This window comes from Carnobacterium sp. AT7, from assembly GCF_000171855.1.
Classification (GTDB): Bacteria; Bacillota; Bacilli; order Lactobacillales; family Carnobacteriaceae; genus Carnobacterium_B; species Carnobacterium_B jeotgali.
On the sequence record NZ_ABHH01000005.1, the window covers coordinates 1 to 20,125 of the forward strand.

Genomic DNA, 20,125 nt, shown 5'->3' on the forward strand with positions numbered 1-20,125 from the left:
ATGATATGTTCTTTATTTTCTCTAGTTCGTTCTTAATGCTTTTCTATACAAAAGTTTTAGGGATAAGCGGGGCTGTCGTTGGAACCCTATTCCTAACCGCTCGTATTGTCGATGCATTTACCGATATTGGAATGGGCCGATTGATTGATACATTGAAACCTTCTAAAGATGGACGATTCAGAGTATGGATCAAACGTGTTGCTCCATTTGCCGTAATTTCAGGGATTTTGCTATTTTTAAATGTGGCGCAAGACTGGCCGATGAATATGAGAATCGTTTATATTTTTGTAACTTATATTTTTTGGGGAAGTTTTTGTTATACAGCTATAAATATCCCTTACGGATCCATGGCCTCTGTTATCAGTGATAACCCAGATCACCGCTCTTCACTTTCAATTTTCCGTAGTGTTGGTGCAAGTCTCGCAAGTATTTTCATTTCATTTTTTGTTCCACTTTTTGTTTACACAACCGATGCAAATGGTGCACAAATCGTTCTTGGAGACCGATTCACTATAATAGCTATTGCATTTGGGGTTATCGCCTTTGTTCTTTACCAATTTTGCTATCATTTCTCAATCGAGCGTGTTCAATTACCTGACACGAGTGAACAACCAAAAGAATCTTTTGGTATACAAGTCAAAAACATTATTAAAGGTCTAACAACAAATCGCGCATTAGTTGGAATTATCGTAGCTGCCATTTTCTTATTGTTAGCTCAATTGTTGGTCGGTACAATGAATGCTTATTTATATGCTGACTACTTCCAAAATTATAGAGCGCTAGCAATTGCAGGTGTTGCGGGTGCAGCAGGTGTACTTGTTCTGGCACCATTTTCAAATAAAATTGCTTCTCGTTTCGGAAAGAAAGAATCAGGTACTGTAGCGCTTTTATGGTCTGCAACAATATATACGATTTTATTCTTTATGGGTACTTCAAATGTTTGGTTATTCCTTGTCCTCGCAAGTTTAGGAAACCTAGGAATGAATTACTTCAACATTATCATTTGGGCTTTTATCACCGATATTATTGATTATCAAGAAATCAGAACAGGTAAACGTGAAGATGGAACCGTTTACGCGGTATACTCTTTTGCCCGTAAACTTGGTCAAGCCTTGGCTGGTGGTTTAGGTGGATTCGCATTATCGGCCATCGGATATGTTTCAGCTGCTTCCACTCAAAACCAAGACGTTTTAGATAAGATATATGGTGTTGCTAGTGGTATCCCAGCTATTGCTTATCTACTGGTTGCTCTTAGTCTTTTCTTTATCTATCCATTAGGCAAAAAACAAGTTCGCGAAAATACAGCTATCTTAGCTGAAAGACGTAAACAACAAGCCTAACACTAAAATTTCTTTTTCATTAATCTCCTACAGAAAAACATAAGCGCTTACAATCAATTTGCACAAAATGCCATATGTATCCTTAATATAAGGACGCATATGGCATTTTTTATTTAATGTGTACTTGCTAAATATTCTTCTGTTTCACGTGGAGCTGTTAGGACAACAGAAATCACAGCAATCACAACGAATAATACATTTACCCATAAACCTATCATACCTGCTAATTCAAAAGAAGTACTTGTGGACATAGCTGAATAGACACTAGATGAGATAGCTACACCAATGGCTCCACCTAAAGAACTGGCCATTTTGTAAACTCCAGACGCTACTCCAACTTTGCTTACAGGAGCAGCAGAGATAGCCGTATCTGTGGAAGGTGTTGCATAGTAACCAAGTCCTAGACCATAGAAAGCATAACCTACAAATACAAGAACAGAATAGATTGTACCTGGTATAAAAGTTAGAGACATGAGTAGAATCCCGATACCAGCAATACTGGTGCCCATTAACATCGGTTTACGAGCACCGTGTTTTTGTAAAGCTTTTTCACCTAGGCGAATAGATGACAATACACAAACTAGGTAACCAATCGTTAATAAACCTGATTGGAATGAAGAATAGCCTCTACCCATTTGCACGTACGTATTCGCAACGAACATTGTACCGGCAGATGCATTCAATAAGAAGTTTGATAATGTTGCACCACTGTAAGCTTTATTTTTAAACAATGAAAAATCAATTAAGCTGTTTGTTTTTGCTAGTTCAACTTTAAAGAAAATAGCTGTTGAAATAATAAATACGACAACAAATGCAATTTCTAATGGGCTAGTCCATCCAATAGAAGAACCATTTGTAATAAATAAATTGAACGTTAACATCATGATCACAAAACTAACTAAGCCACTAAAATCAAAAGTCGTTCTTTCTGCAGCTACGACTTTGCTTTCAGGTGTGCCATTAACTAGTAAAAAGCCTGCAATAGCAAAGATGATAGAAAAGACAAAGATGTATCTCCAGCCTAAATAAGTTGCTACCATTCCACCGAATAATGAACAGATCCCGGAACCACCCCAAGATCCAATAGACCAATAACTAAGAGCACGTTGACGATCTGGTCCTTCAAAATAAGTTTTCATAAGTGATAATGTTGCAGGCATAATTGCTGCTGCTGAAAAACCCTGAATGATACGCCCGATAATCAACAACACTGAACCTTGAGCAACTACTAAACACAACGAACCAATAATGCTTAAAATCAAACCAATTTTTGTCAATTTTACACGGCCAAGTTTATCAGCCATTGCGCCTGACCCTACCATAAACATCCCTGAGAATAACCCGGTCAAACTAATCGCAATGTTTAAAACACTTGATGAAATACCTAAATCAGCTTGTACAGCTGGTCCAATATTTAACATCGTTTGTGCGAATAACCAAAATGTAATAACTCCAAATACAATCCCAACAATTAATCTATTTGTACCCTTATAATTTGTTTCCATTTTTCTTTTATTCTCCTTTTACTAGATAATCTATTACAATTGATCCCATTGCTTTTGCTGCAACGATTAAACTTGATTCACTAATTTTAAATTTAGGATGATGATGTGGATAAGCTTCGCCTTCTTCAGGAGCAGCCCCCACATAAAAGAACATACTTGGGCGTTCTTTTGCATAGTAAGCAAAATCTTCTGAAGGGGGTTGTGCATCACACATTTCGATTCCTTTTAGTTCAGGAATAGTTGTTTGTTTCAATTTGCTGATCGTTTCTTCTGTCAACTCAGGATCATTATATAGAACTGGGTAGTCATTTTCATATTTCAGCTCATAAGTAACATCAAACATAGCTGCTATACCTTCTAATTTAGCGCGAATTTCTTTTTCGATAATTGTACGAACTTCTTCAGACATTGAACGTACATCACCCTCTAGGAAGACTGAATCTTTGATCACATTGAATGATCCACGACCATCGAAGTTACCAATTGTAATTGAACCCACGTCAAATGGATTTAAACGACGGCTCACGATGGATTGGACGGCTACCACGAAATAACTTGCGGCTACAATTGCATCATTTGCTTTGTGCGGCGAAGAACCATGTCCGCCGACTCCTTGAATCTTGATATGGAAATTTGCACGGCCAGTTTGAATGTTTTCAGGACGATAAAATAGTTTACCTGTTTCCATTTGAGACATCACATGGATACCAAAAACATTGTCAACTCCATCTAGTGCGTGATCTTGAATCATTTGTATTGCTCCACCTGGAGGCATTTCTTCCGCATGTTGATGGATAACAACGATTTTCCCTGCTAATGAATCTTTTAGTTCAATCAAAGATTCAGCTAAGATTAACATGTATGCCGTATGCCCATCATGCCCACAAGCATGCATCACACCCGCATTTTTAGATTTAAAGGAAACATCTGCTTCTTCTTCAATTGGCAATGCATCAAAATCAGCGCGAATAGCCACTGTTTTTCCGGGTTTACCAGAATCAATTGTTACGACTATACCTCTTCCACCTACATTTGTTCGCACGTTACAGTCTTTGCCTTTATAAAAGTCAGCAATATAAGCAGCCGTTTTTTCTTCTTGAAAAGACAACTCAGGATTTTCGTGCAAATAACGGCGTATCTCAATCATACGGTCTTGCTTCTCATTCATTTTTTCAAAAAGGTCATTTTTTATAGATTCGTTCATTTTTTTCTCCTCCTTAGTTATCTTTCAGAGCGATTAACTTTGTTCTTTCGTTCTTTACCCTTCTATTCTAAGATAGATTCAGGAAAAAAACAGGGCATAATTTTACACAAAAGAGCTCTTTTTTGCTCTCGTCATTTTTCATTAGGCTCAAATAGGTAAAGAAAAGAGGCTTTTTTATTCCTTAATTGCTTTTATTGCAAAAAAAAAGGTATTCTACTCAGTATCAGCTAGAATAACTTCTTTTATTTATTTTGGTTTTTCTTCAAATTGTGTGGCTGCTTCAACTAAATTTCTTGTGGAATAGACGGATTTGCTTGTAAGAGCCTTGGTACCGTCTTAAAATCGTTCAAGTTTCAATCTCACTATAATCGCTAAAAACCAATGCTGTACAGGGCTACAAGCAATCCTATTCCTAAAAAAATTTTAAGCATTCAACTCAATTTATCTATCCATACTAAAAAGATAACTACTATTTTTGTCTTCATTAATAATCTGGTTCGATTTTTTTCAACTCAATAAAATGAATCGAATTGATGTCCATGTAAGCATAAAAAGACCATTTTCCATCAATAAGTTCATCATTTATTTCTACATCTGGAGTCGCAGTAGAAATAATGTACTTCATGATGTCTTGATTGATGCCATATTTGCTATTGATCTTTCTTAAATTATCATAGAGCGCACCATTTTTACGATCGAATTTAAAACGAGTGACTTGATATTCACCTGGTTCTAAATTTTCTATTTTAACTTGCAACTCTTTACTATGTTCACGCAAGAATAAATCATCAACTGAATACCTAGGGTTAAAGTTCCGTTCATGGAATAACGCAATTTGATAGCCATCTTCATTTTGTGTTAAAAGATGGTTTTCTCCTTCAGATAAGACGGTACCGTACAACCTTTCTTTAAAAAACATAGCATAATAAACCGGTCGTTTACCATCAAAATAATGAAAGAGTTCAAGACCATCAGAAACCAAATCTTGACTGTTATGGACCCTTTCGTGTATTTCATTATTAATCCAAAAACCTAAACCTTGAACTTCTTGACTCAGCTCTAGCACGGTGTTGAAAATGAGTGCCGCACGAAAAAAAGTGCCATTACTATACCGAGAATCTCCCGTCAGTGTATTCCAAATATCAAGGAACAACGGTTTTTCAATTTTATTTTTCTTGAGAAAGTGTTTCAACCTCTTCGTTTTGTTCATATGGTAATTTTGTGCTTTCATAAAATTCTTATCACTTGTGTCTTCAAAATTAATATCGCTATTTCGATTGGCATCAAAACTTATAAAATCAATATTTCTCGCCTTATTTAGAAGCCACATGTGACTTTTTTCAATGCTTTCCGCGTCTTCATCAAAAGGTAAAAAAATACCTAATTGAATATGTGGCATTTTATTTTTTAATGTCTTTTGTAACGTATCGTATAACTCCTCTAGTAACGTAGGATCAAGTTTTGTCTCTTTTGGTGCATAAAACAAAACATGCCAGTTCTGAACAAATTCTTTACCAAACACTTGAATAGTATGATTGAGAAATGCCCTTAGTTTAGAGAAGTAGTCTTGGAAGTAAAGTATTTCATTTACATTGATTCGCAAAAAGACACTAAATCCCGAATCTTTAATTGTACGTAAAGCTAGATCAGCGTTGGCGTATATCGAAATAGTAGAAATAGCTTCATCGGTATTTATTTCTGGTAGAATTGTTGAACCGCTGATTAAATTACGGATACCGATATAGTTTATTTTCATGGAATCATTTGCCATCAAAATTTGTTTCTTTATATTCTCATTTAAAATGTCTTTCAATTCGCCAATAAAAACAATGTGTTTTTCATGAATAAGTGCTGTTTTTGTCTGCTCCATAGGTGAAATCAGTAATTTTTCATTTGTAAAATCATTTCCTAAAAGAGTTTGGTTCATTTCTTTATCACAATACTTAGTTAATTTCACAAGTACCTCAGGTGAATCTAAAATACTAGATTTACTAGTATTCTGTCTAGCCATACTTTCCTCTAAAGGAACCATTGATTTATGCTTTTTTCGATAGCTAGCTGGTGTTTGTTCATAGACTGTTTTAAAAGCCAGTGCAAATTGTTTCGCTGTGGAGAATCCATTTCGGGATGCTATCTGAAAAAGCGAATCTGATGAATGAATCAAATCTTCTTTACTGTGCTTAAGTCGAACGTTCGTCAGATACTTTGAAAAATTGATGCCGACGAATTGTTTGAAATAACGCGAAAAATAAGAAGGCGATAAAAATTCTTGATTAGCCATATGAGTTAATGATAAGGGTTCGCCATAATGGTGTTCAATATGGTTTAAAATACGGGTTATTCGTTCGTCTTCTAATTCAATTTGTTCTTGATAAGGAATGCTCTTTTTGAAAAAACGAATCATCATCAATAAAACTTGATAAAGATCGCTTTGAACGCTAATGGAACTATCCTCCCCCTTTTGCAAATGAGCAATCACCATTTTCGCTAATAAACGGCGCAGTTGGGCTAAAACTTCCTCACGACCAGTATCAATCTTTTTAGAGAAACATTCAAAAACATAATGGTAGTAGGCTTCGTACTGCATTTTAAAAAAGTGGTTCGTAATAGCTAAAGAAACGACAACATTCGATGAGTCTCCTATGATACTATAAATGGTATTTCGATTAATAATCAGAATATCGCTTTCCTGTAAGAAATACTCTTCTCCATCCATCAAAACCGTAATAGTCCCTTCAACCACAAACAAAAGCATTGTACCTGCAAATTGGTGAGATGAAACAGATTGAATACTTTGTATCATGATTTCAAAGTCGTTGATTAGTTTTTGTTCCATACTATCCCCCCTTTGTACAAATTAGTTTTTTTCGCATGACTGCTCAGTTTACAGACCTCAGCATTCTATCAAATCAATAATAACCCATCTAAATCAAGTACTCTAATTCGTTTATGAGTAATTTGTTTGATGTACCCTTTCTCTTCTAAGTCATTGAACTTACGACTGATGGTTTCAGGAGTCGTTCCCAAATAAGAAGCCAAATCTTTTTTGCTCATGGGTAAAGTAAATTCGGCTGCTCCTAGTTCTTCATCATCGAGACTTTCTGCTAAATATAAAGCAATACGAGTTTCAACTTTTTCTGTTGAAAAACGTGTCGTTTGCTTTTCAGATGCTTCAAGGCGACTTGAAAATTCAGCAATCACTTTTAGAGCAATCGAAGGGTATTTCAGCAAGAATTCTTGCAAATCAGAGCGTTTAATCATACAAATTTTTGTATCCACAATAGCTTCAGCATACGATTCATGTGTAGACTCTGAAAACAAAGCCATTTCACCAGTGAATTCGCCAGGATTTAACATACGAACTAATTGTTCTTTCCCAGAATCTGATAATCTGTAGATTCGGACTCTTCCTTTATTAATAATATAAAGAGAATCCGATTCATCTCCAGCATGATAAATAAGTTCATTTTTTTTATACGTTACAGATCGAGTTGTTTTCATAATTTCATCTAACTGCTCATCTTCTAAGTGATTAAAGATGGGAACCAGAGATACGCATGCTTTATGCGAATTACTCGAATGGTCATGGCTATGGTGTGTATGATTCATATTCATTTCCTCCACATAAGTTACTTTTTTGACAGTATTATTAACCTTAGTATACCAACTTCAGCTGGATTCTTCGAGTTAAGTTAAACATTCTTTCTTATTTGCTTAGATTTCATCAAAGTCAGCCTACTGCAGAAATGAATTTTTTCTGTAGTAGGCTGACTTTGACTATTTATTTAATGAGTTTACTCATCTTCTCCTTCAAGAGCTGATTGGCTAAGAAACGCTTGTAACAGCCAAATTGTTTTGTCTAAATAGTTCTTGTAACCAATCATGGTATCTTCTAATACAAAGTCTTCTTCTTTCTGTGCTAGTCGGATCGTTCTTAGTGTCAAATCTCTTGTGAGACGGTAATCATCTACTAGATTTCCAACCATTTCTTCAGCTGACAAATATTTATCTTTTGATGATTCAGAGATCAACCCATACTTCGCATACTCTTCAGTAGTAGATGCTGGTTTGGCACCTGAAGCAATTAAGCGCTCTGCAATGTCATCGTAATACTTAGCATTTTCATCATATAAATTTTCAAATTTTTCATGCAATGAAAAGAAATTGGGTCCTTTTACATACCAATGATACTGGTGCAGTTTCACATGTAGGATTGCTTGGTTAGAGATAATATGGTTCGTCATAGCCGCTGCAGTTGGATTGTGATGGTCATGCTCTTTTTCCTCTTGTACGGTCTCTGCTTGATGTAATTCTTCAATAGTGTGTTCTTCAGTCATTTTTAATTCCTCCTAGTTTTATCGTTCGAATAGTTACGGTTGCCTTTTGAAAAAATCAGCTTGAACTAACTTAGTGCAAGACTCGCACTTAATTTTGACTGATCACTCCTTTCAATGGTTCAGCTCATTTCCTTGCCTGTTGACTAGTACTCCAGTTGATTAAGCTTCGACAGGTACTGCAACTACTTCTTCGTCTGCTTGCATATTTTTACGATTGAAACGAATCAAACGCATCGCATTTAAAATAACGATCAGCACACTGGCTTCATGTATGAACATTCCAGATGCCAAATGAACACTTCCCATTAAGACCCCAGTTAATAAAATAGCTACTACAGCTACCGCAATAAAAATATTTTGTTTCATATTTCTAGTTGTTGCTTTAGATAATGAGTAAGCATGTGAGAACTGCATCAATTTATCAGCCATTAAGACAACATCTGCTGTTTCCATCGATACATCAGTTCCGCCTTCACCCATTGCTAAACCAATATCAGCCGTTGCAATCGCTGGAGCATCGTTGATTCCGTCTCCCGCCATAGCAACAATGTGTCCTGATTCTTTCAATTTCTTTACATATTCTACTTTGTTTTCTGGTAATAATTCAGCATGGAACTCATCTAATCCTAGTTCCATTGCAACAGCTTCTGCAGTATGTTTGTTATCTCCAGTCAACATGACGATTTTCTTAATTCCATTTGCTCTCATTTGTGCCAAAGCTTTCTTAGCATCATCACGAATCTGATCGGCAATAGAGATAATACCAGCAATATTTCCGTCAATTGCGATAAAGATAGCAGAGTTACCTGCTTTTTCACGGCTCACGGCATAGCTTTCAACAGCCGTTGACAATGTGATGTTTTCAGTTGTCATTAATTTTCGATTACCAGCAATAATTTTACGCTTGTTCACTACAGCTTTGATCCCGTTGCCTTTGATTGCTTCTCCATCAGTTAGTTCCATAGAAGCAAGGTCCATGCCACGGTTTCTGGCTGTTTTTACAATTGTTTGTCCCAAATGGTGTTCAGAAATGGTTTCTGCTTTAGCCACTAGTTCCAATAACGTATCCTTATCGACTTTGTTAAACGTGTGAATGTCTGTCACTTCAGGTTTTCCTTTTGTTAAGGTACCTGTTTTATCAAAAACCAAGGTATCAACTTTGGAAAACTTATCCATAATTTCTCCACCTTTAATCAACACCCCATTCTTTGCGCCATTTCCGATACCGGCAACATTTGAAACGGGAGCTCCGATAACTAAAGCACCAGGACATGCGATAACTAAGAACGTAATGGCCAAATGGAGATCTCTAGTAAAGAGGTACACGATAATCGATAAGACAACTACAGTTGGTGTGTAGATATTGGCGAATTTATCTAAGAATTTTTCGGCTTTAGATTTTGATTCTTGTGCTTCTTCAACTAGCTCAATAATTTTCGCAAATGTCGTATCATCACCAACTCTTTCAGCGATGATTTCAATGTACCCATTGTCTACTATAGTTCCACTAAAAACTTTAGCGTCGATTGTCTTTGAAGCTGGAACAGATTCCCCAGTAATCGCCGCTTCATTAATAGAAGCTTTTCCGGAGACAATTTTACCATCAACAGGAACTTTTCCACCTGGATGAATCACGACACGGTCTCCTTCTTCAACCTCTTCGACGGGAATTGTCTCTGTGTTTCCATCTGCCCGTAATATTGTCGCTTCTTGTGGAGCCATATCAACCAATTCTCTTAAAGACGAACGGGTTTTTTCTAACGTTCTCATTTCTAAATAATCTCCAAATAAGAACAAGAAGGTTACCACAGAAGATTCGGTGTACTCGCCAATGTACAATGCCCCTAGAACAGCAATACTGACCAATAAATCAATGCTGAAAGCTTTCATACGCAACGCTTGAATGGCTTTGATAAAAATAGGTACACTGGCAATAAGAGTTGCAATAATTAAAGCGACGTCTTTTAAATTTTCGGTTCCCAAGAAGCCAGAAATAAATCCAATAGCGATTAAGACTCCTGATAAAATAGTGATATGATTTTTATGATGATTAATATGTGCAATCATTTTTATTCCTCCTAATTTTTTATTTGCTTACTTTTGAATGAATGGAATGTCCGGTTAACAGAATGGCTTTTTCAATTTGATGGATCGTAACTTTTTGGTTGTCAAATGTCGTGCGAATCTTTCCAAGTTGAGGAAAAACTCTGACCGATTCGATACCGTCTAATTCTTTGACCTGATTTTCTATTTTTTTTGCACATCCAACACAATCAAGCGGTTCGATTTTAAATAAGGCTTTAGCCATTGATCTTTCTCCTTTCTTTTTGCTCTCTCTTTATAGTCTTATCTTACTTCTTAATACGCAGTTAAAAATTGACCACAGTCAATAAAAAAAGATTCCAGCACATTTTGCTGAAATCTTTTTTTGCTATACTAATGACCTTAGTTTCGTTGTCTCTCTATCCTTGGAATAGTACGGAATAGGCGGATAGTCTTGCCTACGGAGATACCATATGAAAATGGCTCCAATGAATAACACTAAAGATAAGGCTTGCGATACGCGCATAAAATCCCCTATCCACAAGCTATCTGTTCTCATCCCTTCAATGAAGAATCTCCCTACTGAATACCAAAGTACGTAACTTAACGCTACTTCTCCTTGACGCAACATGTTTTTCCGATTCCTTAATAGGATAATCAGTCCAAATCCCACTACGCTCCACAGTGATTCATATAGAAACGTTGGATGGTAATAGGTACCCTTAATGTTCATTTGCTCAATAATAAATTTTGGTAAATATAATTTTTCAAGAAATGCATAACTAACAGGTCCTCCATGAGCTTCTTGGTTAATAAAGTTTCCCCAGCGTCCGATAGCTTGAGCCAACAATACATTAGGTGCCAAGATATCTAATAACAATGATAAAGAAACGCCTTTCTTATTTGTATACCAGTATAGTGTAAGTCCTCCTGCAATCAACCCTCCGTAAATAGCAATTCCACCATTCCAAATAGCTACAATTTCTCCTGGGTTCTGGAGATAATAATCTAATTCGAATAAAACGTAATAGAGACGTGCACCTATAAAACCAATCGGAATAGCCCATAAAGCCATATCAATGATGATATCCTCTTCAAGACCTTTTTTCTTTGCTTCTCTGGTGCTTAAATGAATAGCTAAAACTATTGCTGCAGCAATGATGACACCATACCAATGGATCACGAAAGAGCCTATCTCAATAGCATGGGGGTTGATTGATCCTAATCCTACTTCCATTTAATCTACTCCATTTCACTTTTCAAAAAAAGATTCCCACTATTGAAAGTCGGAATCCTTCTTTAGATTATTTTCAACTCATTATCAGACTTCATCTATTAAGATATTTTGGCAGATAGTACGGGATAACCTAATTTTTGAATGGTTTCTTGAATTTTACTAGCTTCAATAGCTGTTTCATCGAACTCTGTTTTTACTTTGCTTGAATTAAACATTACCTTGGCTGATTCAATACCTGCCGTTTTATTTAAAGTCGTTTCGATTTTCTTGATACATGATGGACAAGTTAATGGTTCTAATTGATATACTGCTTTACTCATAATGATCTTCCTCCTATCTTTTATTATCTTTAGTATAAGCAGTCCTACTCCTTAAAAAATTGACCTTCATCAATTTCCGATAAAAAGCTCAACAAAAAAAGACCGAATCTAAAATGATTCGATCTTTTTTTGATAGTTAATCGGTTTAAGTGTTTATAAGTCGCCTGTTTTTTCTTGATAAGTCTGTAATTGATACATATCGTAATAGGTCCCTTTTTGATCAATTAATTCATCATGACTTCCTTGTTCAACAATTTCACCGTTATGCAGAACTAAAATCTTATCTGCATCTTTAATCGTAGATAAGCGATGGGCAATAATCAAAGAGGTCCGACCTTTACGCATATTGGCTAAACCTTTTTGAATTTTCTCTTCCGTTTCTGTATCAATATTAGCTGTTGCTTCATCAAGAATTAGTATACGCGGTGAACGTAGAATTGTTCTAGCAAAACTGATCAACTGCTTTTCTCCAGCAGATAAGCTTGCTCCTCGTTCGATAACTTTTGATGCATACCCATTTTCCATTTCAGATATAAAATCATCTGCATAGACAAATTCAGCCGCTTGCTTAACCTCTTCTTCGGTATAAGAGGTATTGTACATTCGGATGTTGTCGGCGATATTTCCATAAAACAAGAAACTATCTTGCAAAACTAAGCCCATTTTAGTTCTAAGCCCTTCAATAGACATATCCTTTAACGAGTGTCCATCAATAGTAATTTCTCCTTCATGGTATTCATAAAAGCGCATCAAGACATTAATGATGGAACTTTTTCCTGATCCCGTTTGACCGACCAAAGCAACTGTTTGACCTGGTTTCACTTCAAAGCTGATGTTGCGTAAAACTTGTTTCTTACCATCATATGAAAAGTTCAAATTATTTACTTTGATGTGTCCGTTAGTAATCAACCCATTTTCCCCTGGCATAGATTGCGGTGCAAGTTCATCATTTTTCAATAATTCTTGGACCCGATACCCAGAAACAATACCATCTTGTAAGGAGCTTAAGCTATTCATCATTTGACTAATGGGTTGAAAGAATGAGCGCGAATATGCCGTAAACGCATAGACCAGACCAATATCAACTGCACTTTGATTCCAATCTTGATACCCAAAAATTAGCAATACTACTACTAGAGCAACGGATTCAATCACATTGATAGCTGGTGCTAATAATAATGCATTCATGCTATACATCGAACGTCGAGAAACGACATATTCTTGATTGATATCGCTAAATTCTTCTATCAAACGCTCTTCTTGGTGGTACTTTTGGATAATACTCATTCCGCTGATCGATTCACTTAAACTCGCATTTAGCTGACTCAATACTTTTCTCATCTGACTGTAGACAACCGTACTTTTCTTTCGATAGATTCCTGCAATCCAGATAATGAAAGGTGTAAACAGCAAAAAGACTAACGCCATTCGCCAATTCAATGCAAACATAGCAATTGTGATTGAAATGACATTAAATAACCCATTTGCAATATTTAAAAAGACTGTCCAAAAGTCTTTTATGGTTTCTGTATCATTTGTTACTCTAGAAACAACTGTACCCGCGGGAGTTTGGTCAAAATAACGCATTCCCAATGAAACAACTTTTTCATACAATTGATTTCGAATATTCGCAACGGTTCTTTCAGAAGCCGTGTTAAATAGAAAATCCTTTGCATATGAAAAGATGGCCTTGAGGAGAGTCAGTACTCCATAAAAAATTACTATACGTACTGTAATTTCCATTGTTGCTGTCCCATTTGCTAAATAAGTGTCAATGTAACGTTGAATAATGATTGGCAAATACGCAGCTATTGCTGCACTCAACGCTAAAAATAGAAATGAGAAGATGAAAAGAAATTTATGCGGTTTTGCAAAACGGATTAGACTAAACAAGATACACCCTGATTCTTTAGTGGAAAAGGCTGTTTGTTTTTGTGCTTCCATTACACTCCCTCCCCATCTAATTTTTTCTCGAGTTGTTGTTTATGGTACATATCGTTATACCAGCCGTCTATTCCGATCAATTCTTGATGAGAACCGCGTTCACTGATCTTTCCTTTTTCCATTACAATGATTTCATCTGCATTCATGATTGAACTAATACGATGGGCAGAAATAATGGTTGTTTTGTGGCGTCTTTCTTGCTTCAATAAACTTAAAATAGTTTCTTCCGTTTGAGCATCTACTGCTGAGAGAGAATCATCTAAAATCAAACATTCTGGTTCTACAGCTAAAGCACGTGCAATCGCAATCCGCTGTTTTTGTCCACCAGATAAAGAGACTCCTCGTTCCCCAACTTTCGTATCATAGCCCTCAGAGAATTGTAAAATATCTTCATGGATGTTGGCTAATGTTGCATATTTTTCAACTTCTGCTTGCGATAAATTCGGATTCCCAAAACGGATATTTTCTCGAATAGTTGTTGAAAATAAAAAGTTTTCTTGTGGAACAATAGCTATTCCTTTTTTAAGTGACTCTAATGCGTACTCTTTTATATTAATCCCATCATAGGATATCGTTCCCTCATATTGATCATAATCACGTAGCAGTAATTTGTATAACGTGCTCTTTCCAGCACCCGTTCTGCCGACTACTCCTAGCATTTCACCTTTTTTTAATTGGAAAGAAACATTAGTTAAAGTAGGATGCGGATCATCTGGATAAGCAAACGATTGAATATCAAACGCAATATCTCCATTTAAAGATTGACGGTAAGGATTATCCAATTCCACAATTGAAGGAGTGTAATCTAATAAAGCATCTACCCTATCGTAAGCGGCATTTCCTCGTTCAAGTGTATTAATAAGACCCCCTGCAGCTAGCAATGGCCACTGCATCATGCCAATATAACTAATGAAAGCCACTAAATCTCCAATAGAAATACGTCCAATTTGCACATAATTCCCACCAACTAACAAGGCAATTACATACGTTAATCCCATAATTATCTCAATGCTTGGGTTTAAAGCTGCTTTTAATTTGTAGACGCGTTGGTTTGTATTTACAACCTTTTGTGTTTCTTCTTTAAAAGCAGAAAAATCTTCTTTTTCTTCTCCAAGTGTTTTGAGCACTTTCATACCCGTTACACTTTCTTGAACGTGATCGTTCATAGATGAAAAAGCTTGTAAGGCTCCACGGTAACGGGCATGAATCATTTTCCCTAAATAAGTTGAGACAAAAATCAAGATTGGCAATGGCAAAATAGAGACGAGCGTTAGCTTCCAATCAATAAAAAAGAACATAGAAAAAAGCGTAACACCGCCTAATGATAGAGCATCCGTTAATGTTAAGACACCATCAGCTGCTACAAATCGAATAGCTGCCAAATCATTTGTAGCATGGGCCATCAAATCTCCCGTACGGTATTTATGAAAAAATTCTGAATCCATTCGAGTGAAAAATGTAAACAAACGATTACGTAAAATAGACTCAATCAATGTTGAGTTCCCAAATAAAGCCATTCTCCAGCCATATCTCAAAGCATACATAACCAATGAAAAAATAAGAATTAGTGCAACCCAAAAAGACAAAATTTGCCAATTTAGCGTTCCTGCTATGAAATGGTCAATAATAGTACCGATGATTTTTGGATTCATAACTTGTAAAATAGCACAAATAATTAAAGCTGTAACACCAAACGTATAACTTTTCCAGCGCAACTTGAAAAACCAACCATATTTTTTAAACGTATTAAACATTATTTCGTTCCTTTCTTTTAATCTTCCATTTTTTCTATGCAAGATTCTTGCTTAATCCATGAAAAAACAAATAGAAAGGAATCTTCCTACTTGTTTTTAATAGTAGCTTTTTTTATTGATTTTATTTTTTTAAACCTATCATTCTAATGTAACTTTGATAATTTTTATTACCACCAGATAAATTATATACTTTTTTAAATCCAATATTAAGCAATACGTTTTGAGCAGCATTTCCAGTGACCCCTTTATTACAATAGACAATAGTTGTAGGGGATTTGTCCAACTCGTTACTTCTTTCTCTTAGTTCAGCGAGTGGAATATGAATAGCTCCTTTTACATGGGCTTTTTCAAAATCTTTTTTTGAACGCGTATCAATAATTTGCAAAGCTTCATCATCCCGTTGACGATTTACTAAATCTGCCGGTGTCATCAGTGGATTGCTTTTCAATGCATTGTCTAAAGCCATTCCAGTATAGAGAACCGGGTCTTTAGTTGTGGCAAAAGGTGGTGCATAAGCTAAATCCAAATGGAACAAATCTTCTGCTTTAGCTTTAAACGTTATGGCGGTTGCAATCACATCAATTCGTTTGTCGACTCCACCTTGACCAATGGCTTGCGCTCCCAGAATGCGGCCCGTTTTCTTATCGGCTAAGGCTTTAATGGTCAATTCTTTTCCGCCCATATACTCTGCATGATCTGGTTTGATATTGAATAAAACTTCAATCTCATAGCCAGCTTTCGCTGCGTCTTTTTCGGTCATTCCGGTATACCCAACATGCCTATCAAAAATTCTAAAAATCCCTGTTCCCAAGATACCGCGGTGTTCTAAATTCCCACCAGTAATCACATCACCTGCAATGCGACCCATTTTATTAGCCGTTGTTCCAAGCGGGCGATACATTGGAGTATTGGTCAAAAGAGAATAACTCTCTGCTACGTCTCCCACTGCATAAACATCAGGAATGTTGGTCTGCATTTGATGATTGACTGCGATAGCACCGGTTTCTCCTATATTCACACCGATTTGTTCTGCCAATGCAGTATTTGGACGAACCCCAGTCGCTAGAATAACCATATCCGTTTCGATTTCTATCCCTTTGGTCGTGGTTACTCCAGTAATGGTTTTTTCTGTTTCGACAATCGCATGCACTGTATCGTCAAGAATCAACCGAATCTCTTTTTCGCGTAAGTAACTTTCTACTCGAAAAGCCATGTCTGGATCCATTTGCGGCATAATGTGTTTTCCTCTTTGAACTACTGTCACTTCGATTCCTAAATTTTCTAGCTGTTCCGTCATTTCTAAGCCAATAAAACCGCCTCCGATAATTAGCGCTTTTTTAGGTTGTTTACTAGCAATAAAAGTCGTGATATCTCGGTCATCTTGAATATTTCTAACTACAAAAGTATTTTGGTAGTCTTTTTGGTCAAACGGAACAGGAATAATAGGTGTTGCTCCGGTCGCAAATACCAACACATCATAAGTATCTTTTTTACTTTCCCCAGTTACTTTATTTTCAACCAGTAGCGTTTTTTCATTAGCATTCACATGAGTCACTTTATGTTCCGTATAAATATCTACATTGTATCTTTTCTTGAACCATACAGAATCACGTGGCGTCAATTCTTCAATTGTTGCGACTTCTCCACCAATTTGATAAGGAATGCCGCAGACAGAATAAGAAATATCCTTCCCTTGATCGTAAACTGTTATCTCAGCTTCTTCTGTATTTCTTCTAGCTTTAGCTGCTACAGAAGTTCCCGAAGCAACCGATCCAATTATGACAATTTTCATCTCATTTCTCTCCTTGTCCCTTTACTTCTCCGCCAATAGACGTCGCGCTGGCTGAGGCGAGTTTTAGCGTATCCGTTACCAATACAGTCATTATATCTTCATTTAATGAGTAGTAATGCCATGTTCCTATTTTTTCTACTGTTACCAACTCAGCAGTCACTAACACTTTTATATGATGAGACAAAGTAGGCTGTGTAAAATTAAATTGCTCCAGAATAGCGCAAGCACATAACTTGCCGTTAGAAAGCATATCTACTATTTTTACCCGTTTAGGATCAGATAAAGCTTTCATCACTTTTGCATAAGAATTATAGTCCACATTTAGACCTCTTTTCTTCCATTTTGCTTCCTTACTAATATAGATGATATTCTATCTATGTGCAACTTTTTCTTTGCAAAAAGACCCCAAGTAATAGTGAACCCACTCACTATTACTTGGGGTTTCATTTCAAAATCTCTTCATACTAATGTTTAGCCTTTATTTATCCGTTTTTTTATAGGGCTTAAACATTACCTTATGCTCCTCATTCACTATAAGAGCAGCTGAAAAAGTCTCGCCTGTTTTTTTCTTGAATCCTTTTAACAACGATGTTTCTTTTGTCTTTAATAGTTTTTTTATTGTTGCTTCAGATAATGTTTTTCCTACATATCTTTTTGGCAATGTGAAGGTACAGCCGTTACTGTATCCACTACAACCATAAAATTTCCCTTTATCTATTATCGACTGGCCGCATGCAGGACAAGTTCCAATTGTCTGCTTTGTTTGACTAATCGTTTGATTCATACTCGTTATACGAGTAGACCAGTCACTGCTTTCAATTACTTGAGCGCTTGAAGCCAATGTATGGTCGATAAATTTTTGAATATTTTCCAAAAATGCTTCTTGAGTGCCTTCTTCTTTCTTTATTTTCTTTAAATAAGTTTCCCATTTGGCTGTCATTTCAGGACTGCTTAATAAGGTGTTTTTTACTGCTTGACACAGTATCGCTCCTTTTTGAGTAACCGTCACATCGTTTTTTTGAATCTCAATATAGTGTTGTTTTTTAAGTGTCTCAAGAACATTCGCTCTGGTCGCTTCTGTTCCAATCCCTTCAGTGGCTTTTAGGATTTCTTTTTCTTCCACATTTTCCAGTTCTTTACCACAAGTCTTCATAGCAGTGATTAAGGTACCTTCTGTGTAAGATTTTGGTGGTGCTGTAAACCCTTCTGAAGTAGCTAAATCTGCTTCAATTGCTTCATTTTTTTGTACTAAAGGCAATTCTGTATTTTCTTCTTTATCTGTTTTCTTACTAGCAGCATACTCCAACTTGCGCCAGCCTTTATCCAGAATCGTTCTTCCTTTACTTATAAAAGGGAGCTTTTTAATTTCTACCGTGATGGTGGTTTCATCATATTTATAGTCTGTTTCAAACATCGCCATTGTCCGCTTCAAAACAGTATAATAAATTTCTTTTTGAATGGATGTCAACTTGTCTAACTCTTTTTGCGTGGGTACTTTTTTAGTCGGAATAATAGCGTAATGCTCTTGAACTTTTGAACCATCTACATACCGTTTTCGTTTACTTGTATTCGGCTGTTCTATGGTATAATTCAATACACTTTGATAACCGTCAATTCTTTCTATCAAGTAATGAAACTCTGAATCAGTAATATGCCGGCAGTCGCTTCGTGGGTAACTGAGCAATTTAGCTTCATAAAGCGATTGGACATGTTTCAATGTATCTGATGGGCTCACTTTATATTTTTTATTTATCAAACTTTGCAAGTCACTTAAGGAAAACAAAAACGGTGAAGGCTGTGAAATGCGTTTCGTTCCGATATCAGAAATCACTCCAGGATTGCTAGCTAGTAATTCATGTTTTTTGATTAGATCTTGTAATTCTTTTTTTGTTGGAAATTTTTTGTTATATTTGGCTTTAAATGACCCTTTTTCAGCTTTTATTGTAGCGTGCATTTCAAAAAAAGGTTCCGGGATAAAATTTTCAATCTCTTTTTGACGAGTATAAATCATATAAAGGGTTGGTGTTTGAACACGCCCCACGCTAAATACCCCTTCATTAATGCCTTTTTTTTGCAGCGAAAGAGTGTACATGCGCGATAAATTAATACCCACTAACCAGTCGCTTATTTGTCTTGTTTGAGCTTCAATGTAAGCAGAATAAAAGTCTTTTCCATCTCTTAAATCAGAAAATCCTTTTTGTATCTCATCCGCTTCAAGTGAGTTGATCCACAGACGTTTAATTTCCTTGTTATCTGCTTTTGCTTGGCTGATGATTGACCGCGCAATATTTTCCCCTTCGCGATCGCTATCAGTAGCGATCACGATTTGGTCTGCTTCTTTCAACAGTCTTTTTATGATATTAAACTGTTTGCTTTTGCCTTGCCCAACTTTAAATTTAAACGTTTGCGGAATAATGGGCAGTTCTTTCATATTCCATTTTTTCCATTCATCTCTATATTCTTCTGGGGAAGCCAATTCGACTAAATGTCCGAATCCCCAAGTAATGATATCATTGGATGGATTTAAAATAATATACCCATCTTTTTTTGAAAATTTTCCAAAAGATTCAGCATACGCTTGTGCCTGGGAAGGTTTCTCTGCTAAGATAACCCGCTTCATATTTATCACTTCCCCAATCTTTTCACTTA

15 protein-coding genes are annotated in these 20,125 nt (G+C 36.2%); 1 reads left to right on the plus strand and 14 read right to left on the minus strand.

Annotation, left to right across the window (positions count from 1 at the left end; genetic code table 11):
• Positions 1-1,340: MFS transporter (locus CAT7_RS02950; RefSeq protein ID WP_007721849.1), on the plus strand; the 1,340-nt coding region annotated here is incomplete at its 5' end.
• A 113-nt stretch (positions 1,341-1,453) separates the two neighbouring features.
• On the opposite strand, the gene CAT7_RS02955 is transcribed toward CAT7_RS02950, so the two are convergent.
• The 14 genes from CAT7_RS02955 to CAT7_RS03020 form a co-directional block, all read right to left on the minus strand.
• A complete protein-coding gene (locus CAT7_RS02955) occupies positions 1,454-2,845 on the minus strand; it encodes an MFS transporter (protein WP_007721850.1) in 1,392 nt (463 codons plus the stop codon).
• A gap of 7 nt (positions 2,846-2,852) precedes the next feature.
• Positions 2,853-4,049, minus strand: coding sequence for a M20 family metallopeptidase (locus tag CAT7_RS02960; RefSeq protein WP_007721851.1), 1,197 nt, complete (start codon positions 4,047-4,049; stop codon positions 2,853-2,855).
• A gap of 484 nt (positions 4,050-4,533) precedes the next feature.
• The gene (locus CAT7_RS02965; RefSeq protein ID WP_007721852.1) at positions 4,534-6,885 is read right to left on the minus strand and encodes a helix-turn-helix domain-containing protein; all 2,352 of its coding nucleotides are present in this window, start codon (positions 6,883-6,885) and stop codon (positions 4,534-4,536) included.
• Positions 6,886-6,953: 68 nt separating this feature from the next.
• On the minus strand, positions 6,954-7,658 hold the full coding sequence (locus CAT7_RS02970; protein ID WP_007721853.1) for a Crp/Fnr family transcriptional regulator: 705 nt from the start codon (positions 7,656-7,658) through the stop codon (positions 6,954-6,956).
• 185 nt (positions 7,659-7,843) lie between these two features.
• Positions 7,844-8,386 carry a Dps family protein gene (locus CAT7_RS02975; RefSeq protein WP_007721855.1) on the minus strand — a complete coding sequence of 181 codons (543 nt, stop codon included), beginning with the start codon at positions 8,384-8,386 and terminating at the stop codon, positions 7,844-7,846.
• A gap of 159 nt (positions 8,387-8,545) precedes the next feature.
• Positions 8,546-10,453 (minus strand): heavy metal translocating P-type ATPase, encoded by a 1,908-nt coding sequence (locus CAT7_RS02980; protein ID WP_007721857.1) that lies wholly within the window; start codon positions 10,451-10,453, stop codon positions 8,546-8,548.
• 19 nt (positions 10,454-10,472) lie between these two features.
• Positions 10,473-10,694 carry a heavy-metal-associated domain-containing protein gene (locus CAT7_RS02985; protein ID WP_007721859.1) on the minus strand — a complete coding sequence of 74 codons (222 nt, stop codon included), beginning with the start codon at positions 10,692-10,694 and terminating at the stop codon, positions 10,473-10,475.
• Between the two features lie 123 nt (positions 10,695-10,817).
• Entirely contained in the window at positions 10,818-11,666 is an 849-nt protein-coding gene (lgt, locus tag CAT7_RS02990; protein WP_007721861.1) for a prolipoprotein diacylglyceryl transferase, read from the minus strand.
• A gap of 98 nt (positions 11,667-11,764) precedes the next feature.
• On the minus strand, positions 11,765-11,986 hold the full coding sequence (locus tag CAT7_RS02995; protein ID WP_007721863.1) for a heavy-metal-associated domain-containing protein: 222 nt from the start codon (positions 11,984-11,986) through the stop codon (positions 11,765-11,767).
• Between the two features lie 153 nt (positions 11,987-12,139).
• The gene (locus CAT7_RS03000) at positions 12,140-13,930 is read right to left on the minus strand and encodes an ABC transporter ATP-binding protein (protein ID WP_007721865.1); all 1,791 of its coding nucleotides are present in this window, start codon (positions 13,928-13,930) and stop codon (positions 12,140-12,142) included.
• Positions 13,930-15,684, minus strand: coding sequence for an ABC transporter ATP-binding protein (locus CAT7_RS03005; protein ID WP_007721866.1), 1,755 nt, complete (start codon positions 15,682-15,684; stop codon positions 13,930-13,932). The genes CAT7_RS03000 and CAT7_RS03005 overlap by 1 nt, the downstream gene beginning before the upstream one ends.
• 121 nt (positions 15,685-15,805) lie before the next feature.
• Complete coding sequence (locus CAT7_RS03010) at positions 15,806-17,476, minus strand: FAD-dependent oxidoreductase (RefSeq protein ID WP_007721867.1); 1,671 nt, start codon at positions 17,474-17,476, stop codon at positions 15,806-15,808.
• 1 nt (position 17,477) lies between these two features.
• Positions 17,478-17,795: an ArsR/SmtB family transcription factor gene (locus CAT7_RS03015; protein ID WP_007721868.1), complete on the minus strand. Its 318-nt coding sequence runs from the start codon at positions 17,793-17,795 to the stop codon at positions 17,478-17,480.
• Between the two features lie 159 nt (positions 17,796-17,954).
• On the minus strand, positions 17,955-20,096 hold the full coding sequence (locus tag CAT7_RS03020) for a type IA DNA topoisomerase (RefSeq protein WP_007721869.1): 2,142 nt from the start codon (positions 20,094-20,096) through the stop codon (positions 17,955-17,957).
• Positions 20,097-20,125: the final 29 nt, after the last annotated feature.